Genomic DNA, 25,024 nt, shown 5'->3' on the forward strand with positions numbered 1-25,024 from the left:
GACGGCCGGCTGAATTCCCACAATGGCCCCACCACAGCGAAACGGGCGCCGTCCGCAAAGTTCGCAGCGGCATGGTATCGCAGTAGCAGGTGCTGCGCCCGATTAACGGGGCGAAGCAGTCTCCCTGGCGCGGCCTGACGAAACTAATGACCGCAGAGGCGGAGCACTTCGCGTTTTTCTAAACTTCTAAATTATCGCACGTCAAACTCGTCATTGCTTCGTCGCAGGGGCTGTCGGCAATGACGGCATTGAGACAGCACGGATGACTCTCCCCAACATTTCCTTGGCGGAAGACAACAGCCCCATCATTCCCTGCACAAACACGCCCCTTGTAACAAAACCGTCACACAGCAAAACTAAACGAAGGCGGCGGCCGCGATCGGCCGCAAGCCGCCTCACCGCTGGGAGAGATTTGATGCGCCCTTCACTGTTGTTGCTGTCCGCCGGACTGACGATACTGTCCACCGGACTTGCGTCTGCGCAGAACAACACGCCCCGTAACCTGATCCTGTTCATCCCGGATGGTCTGCGCGCGCTGAAGGTCACCCCCGAGACCGCGCCGGCCATGGCGGCGGTCCGCGACAAGGGCGTCAACTTCAAGAATTCGCATTCGCTGTTTCCGACCTTCACCATGGCGAATGGCTCGGCGATGTCGACCGGACACTATCTCGGCGACACCGGCGTGTTCTCCAACACGATCTGGACCGGCTACACCTCCGCCCCCGCCGGCGACACCGTGGTCCCCTTCATCGAGAACGATGCCGTGCTCGGCGACATCGACGAGCATTTCAAAGGCGACTATCTCAACGAGGAGACCATTTTGAAGATGGCCCGCGACAAGGGTCTCTCGACGGCCGCGATCGGCAAGCTCGGGCCGACCTACCAGTTCGACCACACCGATCATCCCGAGAAGTCGGGCCAGCATTCGATCGTGATCGACGATGCTACCGGCGGCAAGGCCGGCGTGGCACTCTCAGACGAGATGAAGGATGCGCTGACCAAGGCCGGCCTGCCCCTCACCGCCCCCTCGCGCGGCGACAACGCCAAGGCAGGCGATGCCAAGACTCCCGGCACCACCGTCGCCAACGTCGCGCAGCAGGCCTATTTCGCAGACGTCGCCAGCAAGGTCGTGCTGCCGATGTTCAAGGCTCGCAACAAGCCGTTCGTGCTGGTGTTCTGGTCGCGCGACCCGGACGGCACCCAGCATAACCAGGGCGACAGCCTCAATCAGATCCTGCCCGGCATCAACGGCCCGAGCACGATGGCGAGCATCAAGAACGCCGACGACAATCTCGCCCAACTCCGCAAGGCTCTCGACGAGCTTGGGCTGGCGGCCTCGACCAACATCATGATTCAGGCCGACCACGGCTTCTCGACCATCTCCAAGGAGAGCAAGACAAGCCCCTCGGCCAAGGTCAGCTACGACGACACCCCGAAGGACTTCCTGCCGATGGGCTTTCTGGCGCTCGACCTCGCCAAGGCGCTGGACCTGCCGCTGTTCGACCCGAATGACAAGAACGCCGCAATCACCGGCAACGCGCATCCGAAGGCCGGCAATGGCGTGCTCGGCAAGGACCCCGCCAAGCCCGATCTCGTCGTCGCGACCAACGGCGGATCAGACCTGATCTATCTGCCGAACAAGGACAAGAAGCTGGCGGCCAAGACGATCAAGGCGCTGCTCGATCAGGACTACGTCTCCGGCCTGTTCGTCGACGACTCCCTCGGCCGCTTCCCCGGCACATTGCCGCTGTCACTGATCAACCTGCGCGGCAAGGCCGCAACGCCGACACCGGCGATCGTGGTCAATTTCCGCTCCTATGCCAGCGAGTGCGGTGAGGCGCCGACCAACTGCTCGGTGCAGGTCGCAGACACCGTGCTGCGCCAGGGCCAGGGCATGCATGGCAGCTTCAGCCGCGGCGACACCATGAACTTCATGGCGGCGATCGGTCCTGACTTCAAGGCGGGCTATGTCGACGAGCTGCCCGTCAGCAATGCCGACGTCGGAGTGACGGCGGCCAAGATCATGGGGCTGCGCACCTCACAGAACGGTGGCCTCGTCGGCCGTGTGATGTCGGAAGCCTTGCCGAACGGCAATGTGCCGAAGGGCTATGTCGGCAACGTCAAGTCCAAGCCCGCGGAGAGCGGCCTGCGCACGGTGCTCAACTTCCAGCGCGTCGAGAGCCAGCGCTATTTCGACGCGGCCGGCTTCCCGGGGCGCACGCTTGGACTCGAGCCCGAAAGCGGCAAACAGAAAACGGCGGGGAAATAACCCCCGCCGTTCGTTGGCGCATCGTGAGGACGTGCGCGAAACTACATGTCAGTTACATGCCGATGTCGAATACGTTCGGCAATTGGCCCGCCAGCGGCAGCGCGGTGGCACCCAGGAAGGTTGCCACCATCGCCATCAGGCGACGGTTGCCCTGGCGCTTGCCGCGCATCTGGCCGGCGATCCATTCCAGCATGTCGCGGTTGACGCGCGAGGCGTAGCCGGGCGCCCAGCTCTCGATCTCGGTTTCGGGCGACAGCGCGACGTTGCGCGGCGGCACCGGCAGACCCGAGGCACTTGCGGCGTGGTGTGCGACGGCCTTAGCCAGGAGGTCGTCGAACCGGCCACCATCAGTGCGCTCGGTCGCGGCTTCGTTGATCTCGAACAGCGCCTCGGCCTCGGAGCGGCTGACGGGCTGGTCGTTGACGGCGACCGCCGTCAGGATACGCGTGCACCAGGCGGCGTCATCGGCATCCAGCGCGCGGGAGAAATGCACCCGGCCCTTGGTGGTTGGCCCCTCGCCGGTGATCACGCCGTCGCGCACGATGGTGAGTGCATGGGCCGCGGTATCGCGGCAGGACGGTTCGAGAGACGGCGACTTAAGGGACTTGGCAGCGGCAGACATAGTTCACTTCCAGATTTCTTCTGATCGACCAGCATTTCCATGCTCGGCCTGAACGAGTGGTTAACGATTCGATAGGGGGGATGCGACTTTTCTACATGGTTGCCGATTGGTCGCTGTCAGGACCATTTCGGTTCTATCCAACGTCGGGCGACGTGGTGCGGGTCATAAAGGGCATTATCGGGGCAATCCAGCCCCTTCCCGCCGATGGGTATATTTCGCCGCAGCGGCGCATGCGGCAAGAAGGTGCTAGAAGATCGGCGTCTTGAGAGAATTATTTCACATTTTACTTGAACGGGTTCACTTCAGGCCTTCGCCGCCTTATACTCCATGGAACGCCGCCAGACTTAATTCATCAGCAACTTCAATAAGATGAGGTATAACCATGCCACTCCCGATCGGCGCCACCGCCCCGGACTTCGAAGCCGAAACCACCGAGGGGAAAATTAAATTCCACGACTGGATCGGCAATAGCTGGGCCCTCCTGTTCTCGCATCCCAAGGATTTTACCCCGGTCTGCACCACCGAGCTCGGCGCGCTCGCCAAGCTGAAGCCCGAATTCGACAAGCGCGGCGTCAAGCTGATCGGCCTTTCGGTCGATCCGGTCGACCGCCATTCCAAATGGGCCGAGGACATCAAGGAAACGCAGGGTGCCGCCCCGAACTATCCGCTGATCGGCGACACCGACTTCAACGTCTCGAAACTCTACGAGATGCTGCCGGCCTCGACCTCGGGCGATCCCCTCACCCGGACCCCGGCCGACAACCAGACCGTCCGCAACGTCTTCGTCATCGGCCCGGACAAGAAGATCAAGCTGGTGCTGGTCTATCCGATGACCACCGGCCGCAACTTCCAGGAAATCCTGCGCGCCATCGACTCGCTCCAGATGACCGCCAAGCATCGCGTCGCGACGCCTGCCGACTGGAAGCAGGGCGAGGACGTCATCATCGCAGGCTCGGTTTCCAACGACGAGGCCAAGACGATCTATCCGCAGGGCTGGAAGGAGCCGAAGCCCTACATCCGGATCGTGCCGCAGCCGAAGTGACGGTTAGCGGTTGCGCGTCTGCGCCAGACCTCCGAGCGCAATTGGGCTTCGGGGATCTCGAGATTGCCCAATGCGCAGTTGCGCATTGGGGGTCGGTGCTGAGCACCGCCCCGGAATGACCAGTGGAGTTAGGCGGCCCATCCGGTCCGCCGCGGCGATCAAGCCGCCCGCACACGGTCGAGGAATTTCTCGACCTCTGCCTTCAGATTGAGGCTCTCGCCGGACAGCGCCTGAGCCGAGGCGAACATCCGGCTCGAAGTCTCGCCGGTCTCATTCGCGCCCTTGGCTGCATGACGGACATTGGCGGCGACATCCGCCGTGCCGCTTGCTGCGGCCCGAACGCTACCGGCGATGTTGTGGGTGGCGCTCCTCTGCTGTTCGACCGCCGCCGAGATCGACGTGGCGATGCCGCTGATCCGCTCAATGGTCTGACCGATCGCCTTGATGGCGGCGACCGATTCTTCGGTCGCGAGCTGCATGCTGGCGATCTGGCTCGAGATCTCATCGGTCGCCTTGGCGGTCTGGCCGGCGAGCGTCTTGACCTCCTGCGCCACCACCGCAAAGCCGCGTCCCGCATCGCCTGCGCGCGCGGCCTCGATGGTGGCGTTGAGCGCCAGCAGATTGGTCTGCTCGGCGATCGAGGTGATCAGCTTGACGACGTCGCCGATGCGGGCGCCGGCATCCGAAAGCTGCGCGATGCGCTGGTCGGTGGCCTCCGCCTGCCGCACCGCTTCGGCTGATATCTCGTTCGATTCCTGCACCCTGCGGGTGATCTCGGTGATCGACTTGGAGAGCTCGTCGGAGGCCGCAGCCGCCGACTTCACGTGATCGGAGGCCGTCTCGGAAGCGCCGGCGGACTGTGCCGACAGTTCGGCGGTCGAACGCGCGGCATCGGTCAGTTGCCGCGCCACGCGCTCGAACTCGCTCGAGGAGTCCAGCACGTTGTTGAGGATCCCGCCGACGCTGCCGCGGAACTCGTCGACGAAGTTGCGCAGCTCGGATTTGCGCTGCTCGGCAGCCGCCGCCGTGGTCGCGGCCTGCTCGCTGCGCAGGCGTGCCCGCTCCAGCGAATTGCTCTTGAACACCGCGACCGTGCGCGCGATCTCACCGATCTCGTCCGCCCGGTCCTCGCATTCGATGGTGATATCGTTCTGGCCATTGGCCAGCGCCGTCAGCGAATTCGTCACCGAGCTCAGCGGCCCGGTCACACGGCGCACGACCAGCATGGTCAGAGCAAGCACCAGCAGCGCTGCGATGCCGGCGGCAATTGCCATGTTGCGGATCGCCTCCGCCATCATGCTCTCGAACTGCGCCATCGGAATGCCGACATAGAGGATGCCGACGACCTTGCCGGCCGTATCCGAGACCGGGAAATAGGCGGTCATGAAGGACTTGCCGAACAGCGTGGCCGGGCCCTTGTAGGCCTCGCCCTTGCGCAGGGCGCCCTGGCCGGGGTGATCGGCGGCAAGCTGGGTGCCGACGGCGCGGTCGCCATTCTCCTTCTTCACGTTGGTCGAGCGGCGGACGAACTGCCCGCTGGCCTCGTCGAACACGAACAGCGTGGCATTGCCGCCGACATAGGACACGGCGCGATCGACAATCGCGTGGTCCTTGAAGTCGGGCATTTTCGGGATCTCGGCGCGGACGACCATGCCGTCCTTCATCGTGATCCTGGCGTCGGGGACGATCTCGGCGAAGGCGAGCGCCAGCGTACGCAGATTGACCTCGATGTCGCGCAGCGCGCGATCGTTGAACTCGGACGTGAGAGACCAATAGCCCGCACCGACCACGAGTGCCGTATTCACCGCAATCAGGAGCACCGCGCACAGCACCGCCTTGGTGCCGAGCTTGAACCGGAATTGCGGCAGGAACTTCCCAGTCGAAGGATCGGACATGAAACTCCCCGAAAAAAGTACCGTATATTTGAGAGCCGCTTACGATCGCATTAACGATGGTTCACACCGCGGCGTACTTTCGAAATCGTAAACGAGGACAGTCCTGACCAGGCCCAGCTCACCGCCGATCATCGTCTGGTTCCGCGATGACCTGCGACTCTCCGACCACCCGGCCCTCCACGCCGCCGCACGCGCCGGCGCACCGCTGATCTGCCTCTATGTCCTCGACGACACCGTGGGACGGCCGCTCGGTGCCGCGGCGCGTTGGTGGCTGGCGCAGTCGCTGCGGTCGCTTGCCGCAGGCCTTGCCGCGACCGGCGGCGCGCTCACGCTACGCCGTGGACCGGCCGTCAAGGTGATCCCCGAGGTGGCGCGCGAAAGCGAAGCGGCCGCCGTCTACTGGAACGAGACCGCGCAGGTGCCGCATCAAGCACTTGAGACAAAACTCAAGGGAAGCCTTGCAAAGCTCGGCGTGGGCTCACAAAGCTTTCCCGACGATCTCCTGGCTTCGCCCGGCATGGTCCGCAACAAGGACGGCCGAGGCTTGCGTGTGTTCACCCCATTCTGGCGGCGCGTGCTGGCACTGGGCGATCCGCCAAAGCCTCTACCTGCACCGAAGGCACTGCGGGCTGGCCCGGCGCTTGTGAGCGATGCCCTCGAAAGTTACGGGCTCGAACCGACCCGGCCCGATTGGGCCGGCGGCTTGCGCGAGAGCTGGCAGCCCGGCGAGACCCACGCCCGTGGCCGACTGCGCGATTTCCTCAAGACTGCCGCCGGCTATGCCAGCGATCGCGACCGGCCCGACCTGCCCGCCACCTCACGGCTGTCACCGCATCTGCGCTTCGGCGAGATCAGCCCGCGCCAAGTCTGGCATGCCGCGCGCTTCGCCGCCGCCGAAGACCCTGCTCTTGCGGGCGGCGTCGAGAAATTCCTCAGCGAACTCGGCTGGCGGGAGTTCTGCCATCATCTCCTGTTCGACCACCCCGATCTTGCGAGGGAAAATCTGCAGTCCGGCTTCGATGCCTTCCCCTGGAAGCGTGATGAGTCCGCGCTTGCCGCCTGGCAGCGCGGCCGGACCGGCTACCCGATCGTCGATGCCGGCCTGCGCGAGCTTTGGCACACCGGCGTAATGCATAACCGGGTGCGGATGGTCGTGGCGTCCTTCCTGGTCAAGCATCTCTTGATCGACTGGCGACCGGGCGAGAAGTGGTTCTGGGACACGCTGGTCGATGCCGATGCCGGCAGCAACCCCGCCAACTGGCAATGGGTTGCCGGTTGCGGGGCCGATGCCGCGCCCTATTTCCGAGTCTTCAATCCGGTGCTTCAGGGCGAGAAATTCGATCCTGATGGCGCCTATGTGCGGCGCTGGGTGCCCGAACTGAAGCATCTGCCGGCGAAGTTGATCCATCAACCCTGGAAGGCGACGCCGATCGAGCTTGCGAGCGCTGGCGTCGAACTCGGCCACAACTATCCGCATCCGTTCGTCGATCATGCCAGGGGGCGCGAGCGCGCGCTCGCAGCTTACGCAAAGATCCGCAGAGGTTGAGCATCGCTTTGACAGGTTGTCGAATCCAGCTATCGTCTTCGCTCCGTTCAAACCTCGGGGGACGATATGAACGACGACACACCCGTCATCCAGCCCGCGATCGAAGCGACGCCCGTTGCCGAGCCGCCGAAAGAAGCTGCAAAGCCCGCGCCGAAGAAGGCCCGAAAAGCCGCCAAGAAGATCGCAAAGAAAGTAGCTTCGAAGAAGAAGGCGGCGAAGAAAACCAAGAAGGCTTCCAAGAAGAAGGCCTCTAAGAAGAAGGCTTCCAAGAAACAGGCCTCCAGGAAGAAAGCCGCGAAGAAGGCTCCCAAGAAGGCCGTGAAGAAGGCCGCAAAGAAAAAGAAGAAAGCCAAGCGCTGATCGCGGCCCCAGAACCAGGCCTCCGGGCGTTCAGCGTCCGGCGGCCTGCGTATGCTTCTCGCCCGCCTGCATCGGGGACGACGTCAGCCGGCTCGGCCGCTCACCATTCGTCGGGACAGGGATCGACGATCTTCCAGAGATCGACGCCGTTCTTGATCTTCTTCATCTCGGTGGTGAGCCCACCATTGCGCTGGATCCAGTCCTTCACCGTGCCGGGGTAATAGGACATCAGGTCGGACGTGCCCTCGGCGCTGGTCACCTTGATGCCGAAGGTGAACGCCTTGTCGTAATAGGCCTGATGGAAGCCGAGGCTGGCGCGCGGCGTCACGCAGATCTTGTTCATGGGCACGATGCCCAGGACCAGGGTGCAGGCCGAATTGCAAATGCCGTCGATGATGACCCGCTCGCCCTTGTCGCGGACACGCTTGTACTTGGCCTTGTATTCCTCGACGTAACCGCCGTGGTCGCGCGTGATGTGCAAATCCGCCCGCGCAGGCGCCGCGGCGATGCAGGACAGCAACAGCAGGCTGATGGGCGTGATGCGCATGCAGGGTAACGGCTGAAGCCTTGTTTGAAGTGAGCCGACCTCGAAGAGACCCCCAAGGGGCCGGTCACCGGATGCGAACGAACTCTTGGCCAAAGTGTGTTGGGAATTCGTTAAGCATCCGGAAAAGGCCAAAAATGGGCAGGCTTGGGACTCTCCCGCGGTCCGGCGGCCGCACCAAGGCGTGAATCTGTGGAATTTCACCTGGTTTGCGGCCCCAAAGCGGGTGCCCTGCGTGCCATAAATCGATATAACGTCGTTGTCCGTTAGGTCGGGTTCCGGAGAATCAAGATGAGCAAGTTGAAGTGCCTTGCGGCGGTCGCCGCCCTGTCGGTGGTGACGCTCGCCCCGAGCCTGTCCGAGGCGCGGGTCCATCACCGGTACCACCACTACTACACCAATCCGCTACCTTACCCGATCAGCTACATCCACAATTACGGTCCGGGGGTCACGCCAGGCAGCTTCGCCTATTACGACGGACCGTCGACCAATAGCTGCTACCAGAGTGCGGCCGCCTATATCGGCCAGGATAGGCGCCGGCACCCCTGCTACTGAGGGACGCTGGCGCGCTGTCGGCGCAAGCCTATCGTGGCGCGCAGGACGCCAAAGACTGCTTCTCGATCTCATGGATCGGCAGCGTGCTGAGCAATGTCAGCGCATAAGATCAATTTGTTCGTCGACATTGAGGTGACGGATGCAGCCGGTCCCACCCTTTCGAGGGACCGGCGCATCGCCGCTCACACCCCGCAGCGCCGAGCGCGCATGAACTGCGCAAGTTCAAGCATCAAAGCAGCGCATGACAAATGCCGTGATCTCGGCTCGACGGCGTGTCGTGAGCCGAATGGAATTGGGCTGTAAACGCCCGGCTGAAGATCTATTCATCAGCATTACATTTCGGCTCTGCCACAATTTCATCAGAACCTGTTCGATATCTTGGCTCCCGTAATCGGAGGAATACATCATGAAGCTTGGAATTGGCCTCGTTGCCGCGTCGTTGTTCGCTGCTGTCGCAGCATCGCCGGCCGCTTCGGCCATGCCTGTCGCACCTACCCCACAGGTGACGTCGAATGCTGAGCAGGTTCGCTTGGTCTGTAACGCCTGGGGACGCTGCTGGGTGCAACCGAACTATTATGGCTACGGCTATGCGCCCTATTACGGCCCGAGATATTACGGCCCACGCGTCTATGGGCCACGCTATCGTTATGGCTACCGCCGTTGGTGAAATTCGGGGGCCCTTCGGGGCCCCCTTCGCATATGCGAGATGACGCGACGCGAGCCAAGACGATTCCAAAACTGATCCAGATCAAGGACGAGAGAGGTCACGCCGCCAAGATGCGACGATGGCCGATTTGATCGTGTTTCGTTGCCCTCAGACGGGCATGAATGTGCAAACTCATTTGGAAAAGCAGCAGGGTGCCGAGGGGCGGAGTTTTGAGGCCTTCACCTGCCCCGCCTGCGCGCGCGTCCATTTCATCGATCTGGTATCCGGACAGCCGATGAGCCGGAATCGCTGAGCAGCTCCGCGCTCGACGTCCCGCACTCAACGTACATCCCAAAGGCCGCCATTTAGGATGGTGGACTCATTTAACGCGCAGCCACAGCTTAATCGACGCAAGTTGAGCGAAGGCAAGATGGTTCGCGGCCAGCCTGTCGTAGCGCATCCAGCAAAACCTGTTCGCTTGCCGTCCTATGATTTAGGTCAATATGAAGTCCAATGATCATGGCAAACTTGATTTATGGACCTACGCATCGTTCGGGAACACCTAGCTGAGGCAGAGCGTCACCTTGCGCTGAGTGATCGGCACATTGCGCGGCAAATCGAGATCGTCGATCAGCTGGAGCGCGACGGCCACCCAACCACTCTGGCTCTAGAGGTGCTGGCCACCTATCTCGCCGTCCACGCCACATACCTCAACCACCGCGACACCATCCGCAAAGAGCTTGAGCAGTAAGGCCGCTCACGCGCAAAAGCTGCTCTATCTGGTGAAAAGCTGCAATTCCGTCAGTAGGCGATCCCGGTCAGCCCGGTGCATGGCTAGAAGTACCTCAAAGTTTGCCAGCAACTTCTCCGCTTCCGCTGTGTCGTGGCCGTCCTTTACGAGTTCAGACACCAGCATTTGTTGGCGTGCAAGATGTGCAGCGCCTTGCTCAACGTGGCGCTCTGCTTGAGCCAGATGCCGCAACACCTGTTCGGCTCTCGTGGCCCGCCGGTCGTATTCATGCGCATCGCGCAGTAAGTTCTGTCTTTCTCGTTCGTCCGACCGAAAGCCGTCCGCTTTAGTGCGGGCCTCTTCCGCTCTCTCGTGCCAGTGTTGCGGACTATGAAACACGCCTCGCTCTCCTAAGAACTACTGTAACCCGCGCACCCCACCTTGAACCGCCAAGGCCCTTCTCGTCCGAGCAGAAAGAGTTAGTCCTCGCGATCTTCAGCCGGAAACGGCGCATGCGCAAGACGACGCTCAGGAAAGTCGAGAGGTGAGTAGAACTTCGAGCTGTGCGGCAAAAAGGCCGCTCGAAACTGCATCCGCCGAATCTGGCGACAAATCTCGTCTTGCCAATTCTGATTTACGGCCATCAGGCGACGGGCTTGACCGATTGCGCGGTCTGCACGTCGGAGCAGTTCATCGGCCGGGCTCGGTTTGTCGCTTTCCTCAGAAACGACTTCGGCCTCGCGAGCTTTCTGAAACAGTTCGTCGCGCTCGCGGCTGGGTGCCAATTTGGCGGCAAGTTCGCGGTATGCGTCAGCTACTCGACGCATGTTCTGGCCCGGGGGGCATCGCGCTTCTCCAACCTGTTGCAGGCGGGAGCGCGATTGGTCTCTCAGCCACCGACGCCTACGGACAGAGCCTTGGCCGGTGATGCGCGACAACTCAGCAGGCGTCGTTTGGTTCCGCAAGGAAACAAGCGGGTGTTCTGCAGCGCAGCAGCCCTTGCGCTGGTACCCAACCCCACGGTCTTGCGAGGCTATCTCGGCCACAGGAATATCCAGCACACCGTGGGGGTACACGGCCTAGCCCAGGCTCGGCAGATCGAGACCGTTCGCGCGGGCGCAGTCGATCGCGCTCTCATAGCCTGCATCTGCGTGACGCATGACGCCGCTCGCCGGATCGTTCCACAGCACGCGCTCCAGGCGGCGGGCGGCCTCCGCCGTGCCATCGGCGACGATCACCATCCCGGCATGCTGCGAATAGCCGATGCCGACGCCGCCGCCGTGATGCAGCGACACCCAGGTGGCTCCGCTGGCGCAATTGAGGAGCGCATTGAGCAGCGGCCAGTCCGACACCGCGTCCGAACCGTCGCGCATCGCCTCGGTCTCGCGGTTCGGGCTTGCCACCGAGCCGCTGTCGAGATGGTCGCGGCCGATCACGATCGGCGCCTTCACTTCGCCGCGCGCCACCATCTCGTTGAAGGCGAGCCCAAGCCGATGGCGGTCGCCAAGACCGACCCAGCAGATCCGCGCCGGCAGTCCCTGGAACTTGATGCGCGCCTTTGCCATGTCGAGCCAGTTGTGCAGGTGCTTGTCGTGCGGCATCAGCTCCTTCACCCGCGCGTCGGTGCGGAAGATGTCCTCTGGGTCGCCAGACAACGCCGCCCAGCGGAACGGCCCGACGCCGCGGCAGAACAGCGGACGGATATAGGCCGGCACGAAGCCCGGGAAATCGAACGCGTTGTTCAGCCCCATGTCCTTCGCCATCTGGCGAATGTTGTTGCCATAGTCGAGAGTCGGAATGCCCTGCGCGTGGAAATCCAGCATCGCTTTGACGTGATCGACCATGGAGGACTTCGCCGCGAGCTCGACCGCCTTGGGATCGTCCTTGCGCCTCGCCTCCCACTCCGCGAGAGTCCATCCCTTCGGCAGGTACCCGTTGATCGGATCGTGGGCGCTCGTCTGGTCGGTGACGATGTCGGGCTTGACGCCGCGGCGGACGAGCTCGGGAAAGATGTCGGCGGCGTTACCGAGCAGGCCGACAGACACCGGCTTCTTGGTTTGCACGGTGTCCGCCATGATCGCGAGCGCTTCATCCAGCGAGCTCGCCTGACGATCGAGGTAGCCAGTGCGCAGGCGCATCTCGATGCGGCTCGGCTGGCACTCGATCGCGAGCAGCGAAGCACCAGCCATCGTCGCCGCCAGCGGCTGCGCGCCGCCCATGCCGCCGAGGCCCGCGGTCAAAATCCATTTGCCTGCAAGGCTGCCGCCGTAATGGCGCCGCCCGACCTCGACGAAGGTCTCGTAGGTCCCCTGCACGATGCCCTGGCTGCCGATATAGATCCAGGAGCCGGCCGTCATCTGGCCGAACATCATCAAGCCGGCCTTGTCGAGCGCATTGAAGTGATCGAGCGTCGCCCAGTGCGGTACGAGATTGGAGTTCGCAATCAGCACCCGCGGCGCATCGGCATGGGTGCGGAAGATGCCGACCGGCTTGCCGGACTGCACGAGCAACGTCTGGTCGCCTTCGAGCTTGCGCAGCGAGGCGACGATGCGGTCAAAACTCTCCCAGTCGCGCGCCGCGCGGCCGATGCCGCCATAGACGACGAGCTCGCCCGGCCGCTCGGCCACATCCGGATCGAGATTGTTCATGAGCATGCGCAGTGGCGCTTCCGTCAGCCAGCTTTTGGCGCTGATGTCGGAACCGTGGGGCGCGCGGATCGTGCGTTCATTGTCCAGTCGGCGGTTCATGAAGCAACCTCTGAGGCAAGCAATGGAAACGGATCTTTCGCGAGCACCGCGCTCGCAATGCGCGGCAGCGCGCCGGCCTCGACCATCGCCTTGGCCCTGGCGAGGTCATCCGCCATGTAGCGGTCGGGCCCGAGCGCCGGCACCTGCTCGCGCAAGGCGGCAATGACGGCCGCGAGCGCGGGGCTGGTCAAATGCGGCAGGCGCAGCGTAATGCCTTGCGCCGCGACCAGAAGCTCGATGCCGAGGATGGAGGCGAGATTATCCGCCATGTCGGAGAGCCGCCGTGCGGCGTGCGCGGCCATCGAGACGTGATCTTCCTGGTTGGCGCTGGTCGGCGTCGAGTCGATCGAGCACGGCGCGGCGCGCTGCTTGTTCTCGGCATACAGCGCCGCCGCCGTGACCTCGGCGATCATGAAGCCGGAGTTCAGGCCGGGATCAGGCGTGAGAAACGGCGGCAAGCCGAAATTCAGCGCGGGATCGACCAGCGTTGCGATACGACGTTCGCTGATGGCGCCGATTTCAGATAGCGCGAGCGCGATTCCGTCGGCGGCAAAGGCGACCGGCTCGGCGTGAAAATTGCCGCCCGACACGATCTCGCCGGTCTCGACCAGCACCAGCGGATTGTCCGTGACGGAATTGGCCTCGATCATCAAGGTGCGTGCCGCCTGCGCCAGCACGTCGAGCGCGGCGCCGGCGACTTGCGGCTGGCAGCGCAGGCAATAAGGATCCTGCACCCGCTCGTCGCCTTCCAAATGCGACTGACGGATATCGCTGGCGTCGAGCAAGGCCATTAGCGTCGCGCCGGCGGCGATCTGTCCAGAATGGCCGCGTAGCGCGTGGATCTCGGGGCGAAACGGCACCGTCGAGGCCATCGCCGCATCGACGGACAGCGCACCCGTCACCAGCGACGCGCAGGCCAGCGCATGCGCGCGCAACAGGCCGGAGATCGCATAGGCCGTGGAGAACTGCGTGCCGTTGATAAGTGCGAGACCTTCCTTGGGACCAAGCGTCAACGGCGCGAGACCAGCGCGGGCCAGGGCCTCTCGGCCCGGCAAGATCGTCCCGCCAACCAGCGCCTGCCCTTCGCCGATCATGACCGCGGCCATGTGCGCGAGCGGCGCCAGATCGCCGGAGGCGCCGACCGAGCCCTGCTGCGGCACCAGCGGGCAAATGCCACCGGCCAGCATCGCTTCGAGCTGCGCGATGACCTCGCGCCGCATGCCGGACGCACCACGCCCCAGCGAGATGATCTTCAGCGCCATCATCAGCCGCACTACCGGCTCCGGTGTCGGCGGGCCCACGCCACAGCAATGCGACACGATCAGATTGTGCTGAAGGGTTGCAGTCTGGTCGGGCGAGATGCGCTTCGAGGCGAGCTTTCCAAACCCGGTATTGATGCCGTAGGCCGGTGCAGGCGCCTGCGCGGCAGCGCTCACGATCGCCGAGGCCGCCTCGACTGCCGGCCAGAACGAAGGATCGAGCACCACGCTCGCGCCCGACAGCACCTGCGTGAGATCGTCGAGGCTGACGCGGCCGGGCGTGACCACAATCGGTGTCGCCGCGCCGTTCACTGGCCCCTCCAGATGCGGCGATGCAATGGATTGAAGCCGATCCGGTAGACGAGCTCGGCCGGCCGCTCGACATCCCAGATCGCAAGGTCGCACCACTTGCCGGCCTCCAACGTGCCGACTTCCGAAAGCATGCCCAATGCTCGCGCCCCCTCGCGCGTCACGCCAGCGAGGCATTCGACGACCGTCATCCGGAACAATGTCGCGCCCATGTTCATGGTGAGCAGCAGCGAGGTCAGCGGCGAGCTGCCGGGATTGCAGTCGGTCGCGAGCGCGATCCTGACGCTATGCCTCCGGAATAGCTCAAGGGGCGGCTTCTGTGTTTCGCGGATGAAGTAGTAGGCGCCGGGCAGCAGGACCGCCACCGTCCCGGCTTGCGCCATCGCTGTCGCACCTCGCTCATCGGTGTGCTCGAGATGATCCGCGGACAGCGCAGAGAACTTCGCGGCCAGCGCCGCACCGCCGAGATTGGAGAGCTGATCCGCGTGCAGCTTCACCGGCAGGCCGAGTTCCCTCGCCATCGTGAACACGCGCGCGGTCTGCTCTGCCGAAAACGCGATGCCTTCCATGAACGCATCGACGGCGTCGGCAAGCCCGGCCTTGACTACCGCGGGCAGCATCTCGTGGCACACCAGATCGATGTAGCGATCCTTGTCGCCGCCGGCTTCAACGGGAAGCGCATGCGCGCCGAGGAAACTGGTGCGGATCGCAACCGGCCGGACGCGCGCGAGCGCACGCGCAGCACTGAGCTGCCGCAGCTCGGTGTCCGTATCGAGGCCATAGCCGGACTTGATCTCGAGCGTGGTCACGCCCTCGCCGATCAGCGCATCTAACCTCGGGAGCGCACTCGCAACGAGCTCCGCCTCGCTCGCAGCTCGTGTCGCCGCAACCGTCGATACGATGCCGCCGCCGGCGCGCGCGATCTCCTCGTAGCTGGCACCCTTGAGCCGCAGCTCGAATTCCTGCGCGCGGTTGCCGCCATAGACCAGATGCGTGTGGCAGTCGACGAGGCCAGGCGTGATCCACCGCCCCGCGCAATCGATCCGCTCCACCGCGTCGGCATCCGCAGGAAAGTCGGAGTGGGCGCCTGCAAAGACGATGCGGCCATCGCGCGCCGCGACCAGGCCGTGCGTGATCTCGCCGAGATCGGGCAGATCGTCCCGCATCGTGGCGAGGCTGGCATTGTGCCAGATCCGATCGAAGCGCTCTGCCATGCAGGTGTTCCTTCGCTGCCGGACGCTTGACTTATATGTCTAGACATATAATCGTGGCGCGGTTCTGTCCAGCCGGCAGGAAACATGACACGACTGCATTTCGCATCCGCGCTGCTGCCGTCGGGCTGGGCCGACGACGTGCAAATCGTCGTCACCGACGGCACGATCGCCGAAGTCACAGCCGGCGTCGCACCGGCAGCCGGCGACGAACGCCATCAACTCGCCATTCCCGGGCTGGCGAGCCTGCACAGCCACGCCTTCCAGCGCGGCATGGCGGGGCTCGCCGAGAAGCGCGGCAACACTTCAGATACGTTCTGGACCTGGCGCGAGACGATGTATCGCTTCGCGCTCACGATGACGCCCGACGACGTCGAGAGCGTCGCCACGCTGCTCAATGTCGAGATGCTCGAGCAGGGTTTTACGCGCGTCGGCGAATTCCACTATCTGCACCATGATCATGACGGGGCGCCCTACTCCAATCTTGCGGAGATGGCGACGCGCATCGCACAGGCGTCCGAGACTGCTGGCATCGGACTCACCTTGCTGCCGAGCTTTTATGCCCACGGCACGTTCGGCGGAGCCGCGCCACATGCCGGCCAGCGCCGTTTCATTTGCTCGGTCGATCAGTTTGCGAAATTGCTTGCCGCTTCGCGCGAGGCCGTCAGCAAGCTGCCCGGCGCCAATCTCGGCATCGCGCCGCACAGCCTGCGCGCTGTGACGCCGGACGAGCTGGCCGCGATCATTCCGCTTGCCGACGGCGGTCCGGTGCATATCCACGCCGCGGAGCAAACCAGGGAAGTCGAGGATTGCCTTGCCTGGTCCGGCAAACGCCCCGTGGAATGGCTGCTCGAACATGCGCCGGTCGATCAGCGCTGGTGCCTCATTCACGCGACCCACGCGACGCCGGCGGAAGTCGCCTCGCTTGCCAGGACCGGTGCAGTCGCGGGTCTCTGCCCCGTCACCGAAGCAAGCCTCGGCGACGGCATCTTTCCGGCACGCGAATTCCTCGATGCGCAAGGCCGGTTCGGCATTGGCACAGATTCCAATGTGCTGGTCGGCATTGCCGACGAATTGCGTCAGCTCGAATATGGCCAGCGGCTCAAGCACCGTGAGCGCAACGTGCTGTCGAACGGACCCGGCGTCTCGACCGGACGCGCCTTGCTCGACGGTGCATTGGCCGGGGGCGGCCGGGCGCTCGCGCAAGCAGTGGTGGGTCTCAAAGCCGGCGCGCGCGCCGACATCGTCACCCTCGACGCCACGCATCCATCGCTCGCCGGACGCCGTGGTGACGCCATCCTCGATGGTTGGATCTTTGCGGCGGGCCAAGGTGCGATCGATTGCGTCTGGGCCGGCGGCAGGAAGGTCGTCGAGGGCGGACAGCATGCGCTCCGGCGTACGGCGCGGGAACGCTTCAACACGGCGGTGCGGAGGCTCATCGCATGAGCCTTGCCACCGACAAGCTCGACGACAAGCCGACGCTCTACAAGCAGATCAGGCGCGACATCGAGAGCAGGATTTTGACCGGCGAGTGGCCACCAGGTCATCGCATCCCGTTCGAGCATCAATTGATGGCGCGCTATGGCTGTTCGCGCATGACTGTGAACAAGGCGCTGTCGGAGCTCGCGCAGGCCGACCTGATCGAGCGGCGCCGGCGCGCCGGCACGTTCGTTCGCCGTCCCCAGCATCTGTCCGCGGTGCTCAAGATCGCCGACATTCGCGCGGAGATCACCGCGCTCGGCCGCGACTATGGCTACCAGCTCGTCCAATGCACGCGTCGCGCTGCAAGCGCCGCAGATCGTGCTCGCCTCGGGGTGCGGAAGACGGGAAAGGTGATCGCGATCACCTGCCGCCACAGCGCCGACAGCGTGCCGTTTGCACTCGAGGACAGGCTGATCGATCTCGAGGCCGTGCCGGAGGCGGCACACGCCGACTTTGCGGCCGAGCCGCCCGGCTCGTGGCTGCTTCATCATGTCCCATGGACGGAAGCCGAGCACACGATCAGCGCGGTCGTTGCGGATGATCGCACCGCAGACGCGCTCGGCATCGCCGTCGGCGCGCCATGTCTCGTGATCGACCGCTACACCTGGCGCAGCGCGCGGACGCTGACTGCGGTGCGGCTGCTCTATCCCGGTGAGTCCCACCGTCTCGTCGCCCGCTTCAAGGGAGGTTGAGCAACAATGTCGCAAGCGGCACAATTCATGCACCGTGATGAGATCACCTTGGTTCAGTACATCGATCGGCAAGAGGACAACAATCATGCGTAGTACAAAAGCATTCGCAGCCATCATTGCTCTCGCAGTAGCGACGCCGGCGCTCGCCGATGACGTCAAGATCGGCGTCGGCATTTCCGGATGGACCGGCTTTGCTCCCCTGACGCTCGCCAAGGAGGCCGGCATTTTCAAGAAGAACGGCCTCGATGTGACGATCAAGAAAATTCCGCAGAAGGATCGCCACCTCGCCATCGCATCGGGCGACGTCCAGTGCGCCGCGACGACGGTCGAGACCTGGATCTCCTGGAACGCCAATGGCGTTGCGACCAAGCAGATCTTCCAGCTCGACAAGAGCTATGGTGCCGACGGCATGGCCGTCCGCAACGATCTCGCCACCATCAAGGATCTGAAGGGCAAGACGGTCGCGGCTTCCGCGCCGGGCACCTCGCCCTACTTCGCACTCGCATGGATGCTCAAGAAGAACGGCCTGTCGGTAAAGGACGTCACGGTCGTGAACCTGGAGCCGGCCGCGGCCGCGCAGGCCTTCGTCTCCGGCCAGAACGATGCCGCGATGACCTATGAGCCCTACCTTTCGACGGTGCGCGCCGCACCCGACAAGGGCAAGATCATCGCCACCACGCTCGACTATCCGATGGTGATGGACACGTTCGGTTGCACGCCGAAATTCCTGAGCGAGAATCCCAAGGCGGCCCAGGCGCTGGCCGACAGCTATTTCGAGGCGCTCGACATGATCGCGAAAGATCAGGCCAAGGCCTATGAGATCATGGGTGCAGACGTGAAGCAGACCGGCGAGCAGTTCGGCAACTCGGCAAAATACCTGCGCTGGCAGGACAAGGCCGCGAACCAGAAGTTCTTCGGCGGCGAGTTCCTGGCCTTCAACAAGGACGCCGCGGACTTGCTGCTCGAGATCGGCATCATCAAGGCCGCGCCGAAGGTCGAGGATCTCTTCGACGCGAGCTTCATCAAGTAGTCAGCGCTATCCGCCAAGCCGGTTCGCTTCACGCGAAGCGAACCGGCGCATGATCTCGCCCGGTCTGGAAACCTCGCCCGTGATGCGTCCCCTCGATCCCGTGACCGCCAAGCAACGTACGGCTTACGGCCTCGCGTTCTTCGTGCTGTTCGTTGCCTTGTGGTCCTGGGCGACCTTCGGCGGCCATGTGTCGAAGACCTTCCTCGCGAACCCGCTGACCATGGTGCAGGAAGGCTTTGAGCTCCTGACCCGGCACGGCTTCCTGTTCGACATTGGCATGACGGTCTGGCGCGTGGTCGGCGGCTTTGCGCTTGCCGCCGTCATTGCCGTACCGCTCGGCGTGCTCATGGGCGCCTACAAGCCGATCGAAGCTTTCCTTGAGCCGTTCGTGTCCTTTGCGCGATATCTACCCGCCTCTGCCTTCATCCCGCTCCTGATCCTGTGGGCCGGAATCGGCGAACTGCAAAAGCTGCTCGTGATCTTCATCGGCTCGGTGTTTCAGGTCATCCTTATGGTGGCCGTGACCGTCGGCGCCACGCGGCGCGATCTGGTCGAGGCCGCCTATACGCTGGGCGCCAGTGACCGCGGCATCATCCGCCGCGTGCTGCTGCCCTCCTCCGCGCCCGAGATCGCTGAAATCCTGCGGCTGGTGCTGGGTTGGGCGTGGACCTATGTCATCGTCGCCGAACTGATCGGCTCATCCTCAGGCATCGGCCATATGATCACCGACAGCCAGGCGCTGCTCAACACCGGGCAGATCATCTTCGGCATCATCGTCATCGGCTTGATCGGCCTCGTCTCCGACTTCCTGTTCAAGGCGTTCAATGCGTGGCTGTTTCCGTGGAAGCTCGCATGACCAAGCTCAGGATCGATCAGGTTTCACGAACCTTTCCTGCACGCGCCGGCCACGCCCCGACCAAGGCGCTCGAGCCGACCAGCCTGGACGTCGGCGACAACGACTTCGTCACCATTCTCGGTCCGTCCGGCTGCGGCAAATCCACCCTGCTCCGCATCGTCGCCGGTCTCGACCGGCCGACCAGCGGCCGCGTCCTGCTCGACGGGCGCGAGGTGAGCGGTCCCGGCGCGGATCGCGGCATGGTGTTTCAGTCCTACACGCTATTCCCCTGGCTGACTGTGCGGGAGAACATCGCCTTCGGCCTGCGCGAGCGTGGCATTTCACAAAGCGAACGCAGCAAGATCGCCGATGACTTCATTCGCCAGGTGGGGCTGTCCGGCTTTGAAAACCATTGGCCGAAGCAATTGTCGGGCGGCATGCAGCAGCGCACCGCGATCGCGCGCGCGCTCGCCAATGATCCAAAGATCCTGCTGCTCGACGAGCCCTTCGGCGCGCTCGACAACCAGACCCGCGCGCTGATGCAGGAGATGCTGCTCGGGATCTGGGAGCGCGACCAGAAGACTGTGCTGTTCGTGACACACGACATCGAGGAAGCGATCTTCCTCGGCAACCGCGTCATCGTCATGAGCGCACGGCCCGGCCGCATCAAGGCCGAGATTGGCGTCGATCTGCCGCATCCGCGCTCCTACAAGATCAAGACCACGCCGGAGTTCGTCCGTCTCAAGGAGCGTCTCGTCGAGGAGATCCGCACCGAGGCGTTGAAGGTTGCCGAACATGCCTGACCATCCCACTGCTAACGGCGAGCGCGTGCTCGCCGACCTCAATGCGCTCCGCGCAATCGGCACCTACAAGACCGGCGTGCACAAGCCGACCCTATCCGAGCCGCATCGCCGCTCGCTCGCATGGCTTGTCGAAAAGCTTCCCGAGGCGGGGCTCACCGGTACGATCGACGGCATCGGCAACATTCTCGGCACGAGTACGCGCCCAGGACCGAAACTGCTCGCCGGCTCTCATCTCGAAAGCCAGAACTATGCCGGCTGGCTCGATGGTCCGCTTGGTGTCGTCTATGCGCTGGAGGCCGCCCGGGTCATCAATTCCGATCCGTCGCTGCCCGGCGCCGTCGAGGTCGCGGCCTGGTGCGACGAGGAAGGGCATTTCGGTCACTTCCTCGGCTCACGTTCCTATGTCGGGGGCGTCAGCGAAGCCGATATCGACACCGCGCGCGACCGCACCACAGGGCAGAGCATGCGCGAAGCGCTATCCGATGCGGGCCTTGCCGGCCGCCCTCGTATCACGGCTGAACCGGGACGCCACATCGGATATCTGGAGGCTCATATCGAGCAAGGTGACACACTCGAAACGAACGGCCTGGCGATCGGCGTGGTCACCTCCATCGTCGGCATCTGGCAGTACCGCATCAACTTCGTCGGCGAGCAGAACCACGCGGGCACGACCCGCATGGCTGCGCGCAAGGACGCGGGCCTGGCGCTGGCCAGATTCTGCGTGGCGATCGACGCACGTTTTCCGGCTGAGGCCGGGCCTCGCACCGTCTGGACGACTGGCCGCATCACGCTCGATCCGGGTGCGCCGAGCATCATTCCCGGTGGAGCCGAAATGCTGTTCCAGATCCGCGACGACGATCCGGCCGTGATCGCGCGGCTCGAGGCGTTGCTACGGTCGCTGGTCGATGAGGCCAACGCGAACGGCCCCTGTCACGCGACGCTGGAGCGGCTGCGCACCGGCGTGCCTGCCAAAATGCATCCGCCGTTCCAGGAGGCTATTGAAGCTGCGAGCAAGACGTTTGCGAACGGACGCTCCGTCCGCATTCCCAGCGGCGCCGGCCACGACGCCCAGGTTCTCGCCACGATCATGCCCGCCGCGATGCTGTTCGTGCCCTCGATCGGCGGCATCAGCCATCACTGGACCGAGAACACGGCTGATGCTGATATCGTCACCGGCGCCCAGGTGTTCGTGGACGCCTGCCGGCGCATTCTCGCAGGATGAGCGCGGTCCTTCTCATTTCGCAGAGCAACTGAGCGGCCCCTTCACCGCGCTTCGTTCCGGGTTCGCGGCGTGCGGCGCAGAGAGCGCCGTCTTCCCGAGAATCAGATCTGCCGCCTTTTCCGCTATCATGATGGTGGGCGCGTTCGTGTTGGATGACGTGATGCGCGGCATCACGGATGCGTCGCAAATCCGCAAGCCATCGAGCCCGCGGAGTTTCAGCGACGGATCGACCACCGCGAGATGGTCGGCCCCCATCCGGCAGGTGCCCACCGGATGGTGGTCAGTCTTGCAGGTCCGATACGCATAGTCGGCGAGAGTCGCTTCGCTTGCGGCCCCCGCACCGGGCATCCGCTCGACCATGACGAACGGCTCGAGCGCGGGTTGGCGGAGAATCTCGCGGGCCATCTTCAGGCCCTCGATCGCCGCCCGGCGATCACGCTCATCAGACCAGTAGTTCGGATCAATCAAGGGCGTCGCGGAAGTATCGCCGCTTGCGAGCCGCACGGTGCCGCGCGAGTGGGGCCGCAAGAACGCCGAATTGAGCGTGACGCCAGCATGCTCAAGCTTCTCCACGCCCGCCTCGATTCCCGAGCCGAGCCCGAGATGGAATTGCACGTCCGGCCATTCCTGCGCCCTCGCCGCCGGGTCGGCGTACCAGAAGCCCCCGGTCTCAAACAGGGTCGACGCGACCGGTCCGCGCTTGAACAGCAGATATTCCAGTCCCGCCCAGATCGTGCGGTGTAGCTTCACATAGCCGTCGTAGGTGAAGTCGCCCCTGCACTCCGCAATCGCATAGAGGTCGAGGTGGTCCTGAAGATTTTCGCCAACGCCTGGCAAATCATGGACCGGCTTGACACCAACTGAATTCAGGTGGTCGGCCGGACCGATGCCCGATAGCAGCAGAAGACGAGGCGATCCGATGGCGCCGGACGCAAGGATGATCTCGCGCTCGGCACGAACGATCTCCCGCAGTTCTCCGCGCACCGACTCGACGCCCACTGCACGCCCGTTCTCGATCACGATCCGCGTGCTGTAGGCGCCGGTCAGGACGGTGAGATTCGGTCGGCCACGGACCGGCTTCAGATAGCCGGTGGCGGTCGAGCAGCGCCGCGCATCTCGCACCGTCACCTGATAGTGACCGACGCCCTCCTGCCGCGCACCGTTGAAATCGGGATTGTAGGGAAGTCCGTATTCCTGCCCGGCTCGCAGAAACGCTTCGCTGATCGGCAGCGGGTTGACGGGCACCGAGACGCCGAGCGGACCACCACGCGCATGGTAGGCGTCAACGAAGCGCTGATTGTCTTCGGCGCGCTTGAAATACGGCAGGACATCCGAATAGCCCCAACCTGTCGCGCCATCCGCCACCCAGCCGTCATAGTCGCGGGCATTTCCGCGGGTGTAGACCTGCGCGTTGATGCTGGAGCCGCCGCCGATCACCTTCGCCTGGGTATAGCGCAACACCCGACCGCCAAGATGACGCTGGGGCACCGTCGAGTACCCCCAGGAGGCGATGCCCTTGGTCATCTTGGCGAAACCCGCCGGCATGCTGAATAGCGGGTTGTTATCGTTGCCGCCTGCCTCGAGCAGGAGCACTCTGATCGACGCGTCGACGCTCAAACGGTTCGCGAGCACGCAGCCAGCGGAACCGGCTCCGACGATGATATAATCGTAGACCGTCATCTCATGTCCCCATGGGTACGAAGATCATGGGTTCGAAGATCGTGAGTTCGAAGATCGGTCCTCGCAACATGATCTGCGACACGCAACGCCTGGGCGGCGATTGTCAATGACGGGTTCACCGCCGCCGAGGTCGGCAGGAACGACGCATCGACGACGAACAGATTCGGGTGATCAAAGGCGCGGCAGAACGGATCGAGCGGTGATGTCGCAGGATCGAGACCGATCCGCACCGTCCCGCACTGATGCGAGGGCGTGCGCCGGTCGAACGCCTTTGACAGCACGATCGGATAACCCGCAGCACGCAGCCGTTCCTTCAATGCCGCCACCAGCGCCAGATGGGTCGTCCAGTTCGAACGCTGCCAGTCGAGCCGTATGCTCGCACCATCGACGGTCACACGGCTCTCCGCGCTCGGCAGATCCTCGCTCATCGCGTACCAGTCGACCGCGTGACGGCTCATCAGACCCAGCGCCAGTTCCGGCATGAGCGGCATGTTGGCCTTCAGAATTGGCGCGGTCACGCGTCCCAGCAACTGGATGTTGCCGAGCGGCGGTCCGCCGTGTCCATCATCGAGATAGAAATCATTGATGCCGATCGTCTTCTGGTAGACCGAGTCGTTGACGACGCGCGGGTCGATCGCCAGCACGGCCGAGGCGTTGTGGTTCATGAAGTAGCGGCCGACCGCGTCGGAGCGGTTTGCGATGCCGGCCTGTGACGAGCGCAGAAGCAGCGCGGCCGAATTGACGGCGCCAGCCGCGAGCACGACGAGGTCGGCGCCGATCATGGTCCGCTCACCGGCCTGGATGACCTCGACGCCGGCGATGCGTTTGCCGTCCGGTTCGACGACAAGGCGCTCGACCTGTGCACCTTCACGCAATTCGACATTGTCATGGGCGAGAGCACTGGCAAGCCCGCAGGACTCGGCATCCATCTTGCCGTGCCCGGCATCCGGGAATGCATCCCAGGGCGTCTTGGCGCGTTTGAGCCATGTCTCGATGTCGATGCCGAGCGGCAATGAAAACGGATTGAGCCCGATCTTCTTGAGCCGCTGCCGCACCGCTGATATCGCCGGCTCATCCGGCACGGGGCCGAATGGATAAGGCGCCGAGTGAAACGGCTCCGAGGAATCGTCTCCGAGCGCACCACGCACGTTGTAGAGCTGCTCCGCGCGGGTGTACCACGGCTCCAGTTCGCCATAGCTGAACGGCCAGCCCGGCGTCGTCCCGTCGCGATGCGCGATGGGAGCGAAGTCCTCCGCGCGGTAGCGGATCAGCACCGCCCCGTAGAGCTTGGTGTTGCCGCCGACGTAATAGTAGTTACCGGGGTTGAAGGCCTTCCCTGCCCCATCGAGCCAGGACTCCTGCGGCCGGAAAACCCCACGCTGGAAGATCGCCCTCGCGTCTCGCGCGGCCTCGCAGTCGAGCAGTCGCTGGCCGCGTTCCAGGATCAATATCCTTGCACCTGTCGGTGCCAGACCCGCGGCAAAGGTCGCACCACCCATCCCCGATCCGATGACGAGGACATCGACTGTCTGCGTGATCTTCATG

Annotated in this window: 24 protein-coding genes; 13 read left to right on the top strand and 11 right to left on the bottom strand. The window is 63.9% G+C overall.

Annotation, left to right across the window (positions count from 1 at the left end; genetic code table 11):
• Window positions 1-415: 415 nt before the first annotated feature.
• Complete coding sequence (locus ACV1FX_RS25740) at window positions 416-2,269, top strand: alkaline phosphatase family protein (protein WP_473120371.1); 1,854 nt, start codon at window positions 416-418, stop codon at window positions 2,267-2,269.
• A 52-nt stretch (window positions 2,270-2,321) separates the two neighbouring features.
• Here the strand turns inward: ACV1FX_RS25740 and ACV1FX_RS25745 are convergent, their stop codons facing one another.
• Entirely contained in the window at window positions 2,322-2,891 is a 570-nt protein-coding gene (locus tag ACV1FX_RS25745) for a hypothetical protein (protein WP_473120372.1), read from the bottom strand.
• 382 nt (window positions 2,892-3,273) lie between these two features.
• On the opposite strand from ACV1FX_RS25745, the gene ACV1FX_RS25750 reads away from it, so the two are divergent.
• Window positions 3,274-3,933, top strand: a complete 660-nt coding sequence (locus tag ACV1FX_RS25750) for a peroxiredoxin (protein WP_473120373.1) — start codon at window positions 3,274-3,276, stop codon at window positions 3,931-3,933.
• A 158-nt stretch (window positions 3,934-4,091) separates the two neighbouring features.
• On the opposite strand, the gene ACV1FX_RS25755 is transcribed toward ACV1FX_RS25750, so the two are convergent.
• Window positions 4,092-5,828 (bottom strand): methyl-accepting chemotaxis protein, encoded by a 1,737-nt coding sequence (locus ACV1FX_RS25755; protein ID WP_473120374.1) that lies wholly within the window; start codon window positions 5,826-5,828, stop codon window positions 4,092-4,094.
• A 151-nt stretch (window positions 5,829-5,979) separates the two neighbouring features.
• On the opposite strand from ACV1FX_RS25755, the gene ACV1FX_RS25760 reads away from it, so the two are divergent.
• Window positions 5,980-7,374, top strand: a complete 1,395-nt coding sequence (locus tag ACV1FX_RS25760) for a cryptochrome/photolyase family protein (protein ID WP_473120411.1) — start codon at window positions 5,980-5,982, stop codon at window positions 7,372-7,374.
• A 47-nt stretch (window positions 7,375-7,421) separates the two neighbouring features.
• Here ACV1FX_RS25760 and ACV1FX_RS25765 read toward each other — a convergent pair whose 3' ends face one another.
• Together ACV1FX_RS25765 and ACV1FX_RS25770 are read right to left on the bottom strand one after the other, a co-directional pair.
• Window positions 7,422-7,727, bottom strand: a complete 306-nt coding sequence (locus ACV1FX_RS25765; RefSeq protein WP_473120375.1) for a hypothetical protein — start codon at window positions 7,725-7,727, stop codon at window positions 7,422-7,424.
• 107 nt (window positions 7,728-7,834) lie between these two features.
• Complete coding sequence (locus ACV1FX_RS25770) at window positions 7,835-8,281, bottom strand: hypothetical protein (RefSeq protein ID WP_473120376.1); 447 nt, start codon at window positions 8,279-8,281, stop codon at window positions 7,835-7,837.
• A gap of 288 nt (window positions 8,282-8,569) precedes the next feature.
• Between ACV1FX_RS25770 and ACV1FX_RS25775 the strand changes: the two genes are divergently transcribed.
• The 4 genes from ACV1FX_RS25775 to ACV1FX_RS25790 all read left to right on the top strand — a co-directional run bounded on the left by ACV1FX_RS25775 (window position 8,570) and on the right by ACV1FX_RS25790 (window position 10,230).
• On the top strand, window positions 8,570-8,833 hold the full coding sequence (locus ACV1FX_RS25775) for a hypothetical protein (RefSeq protein ID WP_473120377.1): 264 nt from the start codon (window positions 8,570-8,572) through the stop codon (window positions 8,831-8,833).
• A gap of 406 nt (window positions 8,834-9,239) precedes the next feature.
• Complete coding sequence (locus ACV1FX_RS25780; protein WP_473120378.1) at window positions 9,240-9,500, top strand: hypothetical protein; 261 nt, start codon at window positions 9,240-9,242, stop codon at window positions 9,498-9,500.
• 118 nt (window positions 9,501-9,618) lie between these two features.
• Complete coding sequence (locus ACV1FX_RS25785; RefSeq protein WP_284262685.1) at window positions 9,619-9,792, top strand: hypothetical protein; 174 nt, start codon at window positions 9,619-9,621, stop codon at window positions 9,790-9,792.
• A 222-nt stretch (window positions 9,793-10,014) separates the two neighbouring features.
• A complete protein-coding gene (locus tag ACV1FX_RS25790; protein WP_473120379.1) occupies window positions 10,015-10,230 on the top strand; it encodes a hypothetical protein in 216 nt (71 codons plus the stop codon).
• 24 nt (window positions 10,231-10,254) lie between these two features.
• Here the strand turns inward: ACV1FX_RS25790 and ACV1FX_RS25795 are convergent, their stop codons facing one another.
• From ACV1FX_RS25795 to hutI, 5 genes are all read right to left on the bottom strand, one after another.
• On the bottom strand, window positions 10,255-10,608 hold the full coding sequence (locus ACV1FX_RS25795; RefSeq protein ID WP_473120380.1) for a hypothetical protein: 354 nt from the start codon (window positions 10,606-10,608) through the stop codon (window positions 10,255-10,257).
• 80 nt (window positions 10,609-10,688) lie between these two features.
• Window positions 10,689-11,036: a hypothetical protein gene (locus ACV1FX_RS25800; RefSeq protein WP_473120381.1), complete on the bottom strand. Its 348-nt coding sequence runs from the start codon at window positions 11,034-11,036 to the stop codon at window positions 10,689-10,691.
• Window positions 11,037-11,288: 252 nt separating this feature from the next.
• Window positions 11,289-12,956 (bottom strand): urocanate hydratase, encoded by a 1,668-nt coding sequence (gene hutU, locus ACV1FX_RS25805; RefSeq protein ID WP_473120382.1) that lies wholly within the window; start codon window positions 12,954-12,956, stop codon window positions 11,289-11,291.
• Entirely contained in the window at window positions 12,953-14,527 is a 1,575-nt protein-coding gene (gene hutH / locus ACV1FX_RS25810; RefSeq protein WP_473120383.1) for a histidine ammonia-lyase, read from the bottom strand. Before hutH ends, hutU begins: the two co-directional genes overlap by 4 nt.
• Window positions 14,524-15,738 carry an imidazolonepropionase gene (gene hutI, locus ACV1FX_RS25815; protein WP_473120384.1) on the bottom strand — a complete coding sequence of 405 codons (1,215 nt, stop codon included), beginning with the start codon at window positions 15,736-15,738 and terminating at the stop codon, window positions 14,524-14,526. Before hutI ends, hutH begins: the two co-directional genes overlap by 4 nt.
• 84 nt (window positions 15,739-15,822) lie before the next feature.
• On the opposite strand from hutI, the gene ACV1FX_RS25820 reads away from it, so the two are divergent.
• From ACV1FX_RS25820 to ACV1FX_RS25845, 6 genes are all read left to right on the top strand, one after another.
• Entirely contained in the window at window positions 15,823-17,181 is a 1,359-nt protein-coding gene (locus ACV1FX_RS25820) for a formimidoylglutamate deiminase (protein WP_473120385.1), read from the top strand.
• Window positions 17,178-17,909 carry a histidine utilization repressor gene (gene hutC / locus ACV1FX_RS25825; RefSeq protein WP_473120386.1) on the top strand — a complete coding sequence of 244 codons (732 nt, stop codon included), beginning with the start codon at window positions 17,178-17,180 and terminating at the stop codon, window positions 17,907-17,909. Before ACV1FX_RS25820 ends, hutC begins: the two co-directional genes overlap by 4 nt.
• 85 nt (window positions 17,910-17,994) lie before the next feature.
• Window positions 17,995-18,939, top strand: a complete 945-nt coding sequence (locus tag ACV1FX_RS25830) for an ABC transporter substrate-binding protein (RefSeq protein WP_473120387.1) — start codon at window positions 17,995-17,997, stop codon at window positions 18,937-18,939.
• A gap of 82 nt (window positions 18,940-19,021) precedes the next feature.
• Window positions 19,022-19,795, top strand: coding sequence for an ABC transporter permease (locus ACV1FX_RS25835; RefSeq protein WP_027525944.1), 774 nt, complete (start codon window positions 19,022-19,024; stop codon window positions 19,793-19,795).
• Window positions 19,792-20,577, top strand: a complete 786-nt coding sequence (locus ACV1FX_RS25840) for an ABC transporter ATP-binding protein (protein WP_473120388.1) — start codon at window positions 19,792-19,794, stop codon at window positions 20,575-20,577. Before ACV1FX_RS25835 ends, ACV1FX_RS25840 begins: the two co-directional genes overlap by 4 nt.
• Window positions 20,570-21,799, top strand: coding sequence for a hydantoinase/carbamoylase family amidase (locus tag ACV1FX_RS25845; protein WP_473120389.1), 1,230 nt, complete (start codon window positions 20,570-20,572; stop codon window positions 21,797-21,799). The genes ACV1FX_RS25840 and ACV1FX_RS25845 overlap by 8 nt, the downstream gene beginning before the upstream one ends.
• Window positions 21,800-21,811: 12 nt before the next feature.
• Here ACV1FX_RS25845 and ACV1FX_RS25850 read toward each other — a convergent pair whose 3' ends face one another.
• Complete coding sequence (locus ACV1FX_RS25850; RefSeq protein WP_473120390.1) at window positions 21,812-23,479, bottom strand: GMC family oxidoreductase; 1,668 nt, start codon at window positions 23,477-23,479, stop codon at window positions 21,812-21,814.
• Entirely contained in the window at window positions 23,476-25,023 is a 1,548-nt protein-coding gene (locus tag ACV1FX_RS25855; protein ID WP_473120391.1) for a GMC oxidoreductase, read from the bottom strand. Before ACV1FX_RS25855 ends, ACV1FX_RS25850 begins: the two co-directional genes overlap by 4 nt.
• Window position 25,024: the final 1 nt, after the last annotated feature.

It is taken from the genome of Bradyrhizobium ingae (assembly GCF_055791185.1).

Coding starts and splice junctions, on each gene's coding strand:
- ACV1FX_RS25740 (WP_473120371.1), top strand. CDS start 416: ATGCGCCCTTCACTGTTGTTGCTGTCCGCCGGACTGACGATACTGTCC.
- ACV1FX_RS25745 (WP_473120372.1), bottom strand. CDS start 2,891: ATGTCTGCCGCTGCCAAGTCCCTTAAGTCGCCGTCTCTCGAACCGTCC.
- ACV1FX_RS25750 (WP_473120373.1), top strand. CDS start 3,274: ATGCCACTCCCGATCGGCGCCACCGCCCCGGACTTCGAAGCCGAAACC.
- ACV1FX_RS25755 (WP_473120374.1), bottom strand. CDS start 5,828: ATGTCCGATCCTTCGACTGGGAAGTTCCTGCCGCAATTCCGGTTCAAG.
- ACV1FX_RS25770 (WP_473120376.1), bottom strand. CDS start 8,281: ATGCGCATCACGCCCATCAGCCTGCTGTTGCTGTCCTGCATCGCCGCG.
- ACV1FX_RS25775 (WP_473120377.1), top strand. CDS start 8,570: ATGAGCAAGTTGAAGTGCCTTGCGGCGGTCGCCGCCCTGTCGGTGGTG.
- ACV1FX_RS25780 (WP_473120378.1), top strand. CDS start 9,240: ATGAAGCTTGGAATTGGCCTCGTTGCCGCGTCGTTGTTCGCTGCTGTC.
- ACV1FX_RS25785 (WP_284262685.1), top strand. CDS start 9,619: ATGGCCGATTTGATCGTGTTTCGTTGCCCTCAGACGGGCATGAATGTG.
- ACV1FX_RS25790 (WP_473120379.1), top strand. CDS start 10,015: ATGGACCTACGCATCGTTCGGGAACACCTAGCTGAGGCAGAGCGTCAC.
- ACV1FX_RS25800 (WP_473120381.1), bottom strand. CDS start 11,036: ATGCGTCGAGTAGCTGACGCATACCGCGAACTTGCCGCCAAATTGGCA.
- hutU (WP_473120382.1), bottom strand. CDS start 12,956: ATGAACCGCCGACTGGACAATGAACGCACGATCCGCGCGCCCCACGGT.
- hutI (WP_473120384.1), bottom strand. CDS start 15,738: ATGGCAGAGCGCTTCGATCGGATCTGGCACAATGCCAGCCTCGCCACG.
- ACV1FX_RS25820 (WP_473120385.1), top strand. CDS start 15,823: ATGACACGACTGCATTTCGCATCCGCGCTGCTGCCGTCGGGCTGGGCC.
- hutC (WP_473120386.1), top strand. CDS start 17,178: ATGAGCCTTGCCACCGACAAGCTCGACGACAAGCCGACGCTCTACAAG.
- ACV1FX_RS25830 (WP_473120387.1), top strand. CDS start 17,995: ATGCGTAGTACAAAAGCATTCGCAGCCATCATTGCTCTCGCAGTAGCG.
- ACV1FX_RS25835 (WP_027525944.1), top strand. CDS start 19,022: ATGCGTCCCCTCGATCCCGTGACCGCCAAGCAACGTACGGCTTACGGC.
- ACV1FX_RS25840 (WP_473120388.1), top strand. CDS start 19,792: ATGACCAAGCTCAGGATCGATCAGGTTTCACGAACCTTTCCTGCACGC.
- ACV1FX_RS25845 (WP_473120389.1), top strand. CDS start 20,570: ATGCCTGACCATCCCACTGCTAACGGCGAGCGCGTGCTCGCCGACCTC.
- ACV1FX_RS25850 (WP_473120390.1), bottom strand. CDS start 23,479: ATGACGGTCTACGATTATATCATCGTCGGAGCCGGTTCCGCTGGCTGC.
- ACV1FX_RS25855 (WP_473120391.1), bottom strand. CDS start 25,023: ATGAAGATCACGCAGACAGTCGATGTCCTCGTCATCGGATCGGGGATG.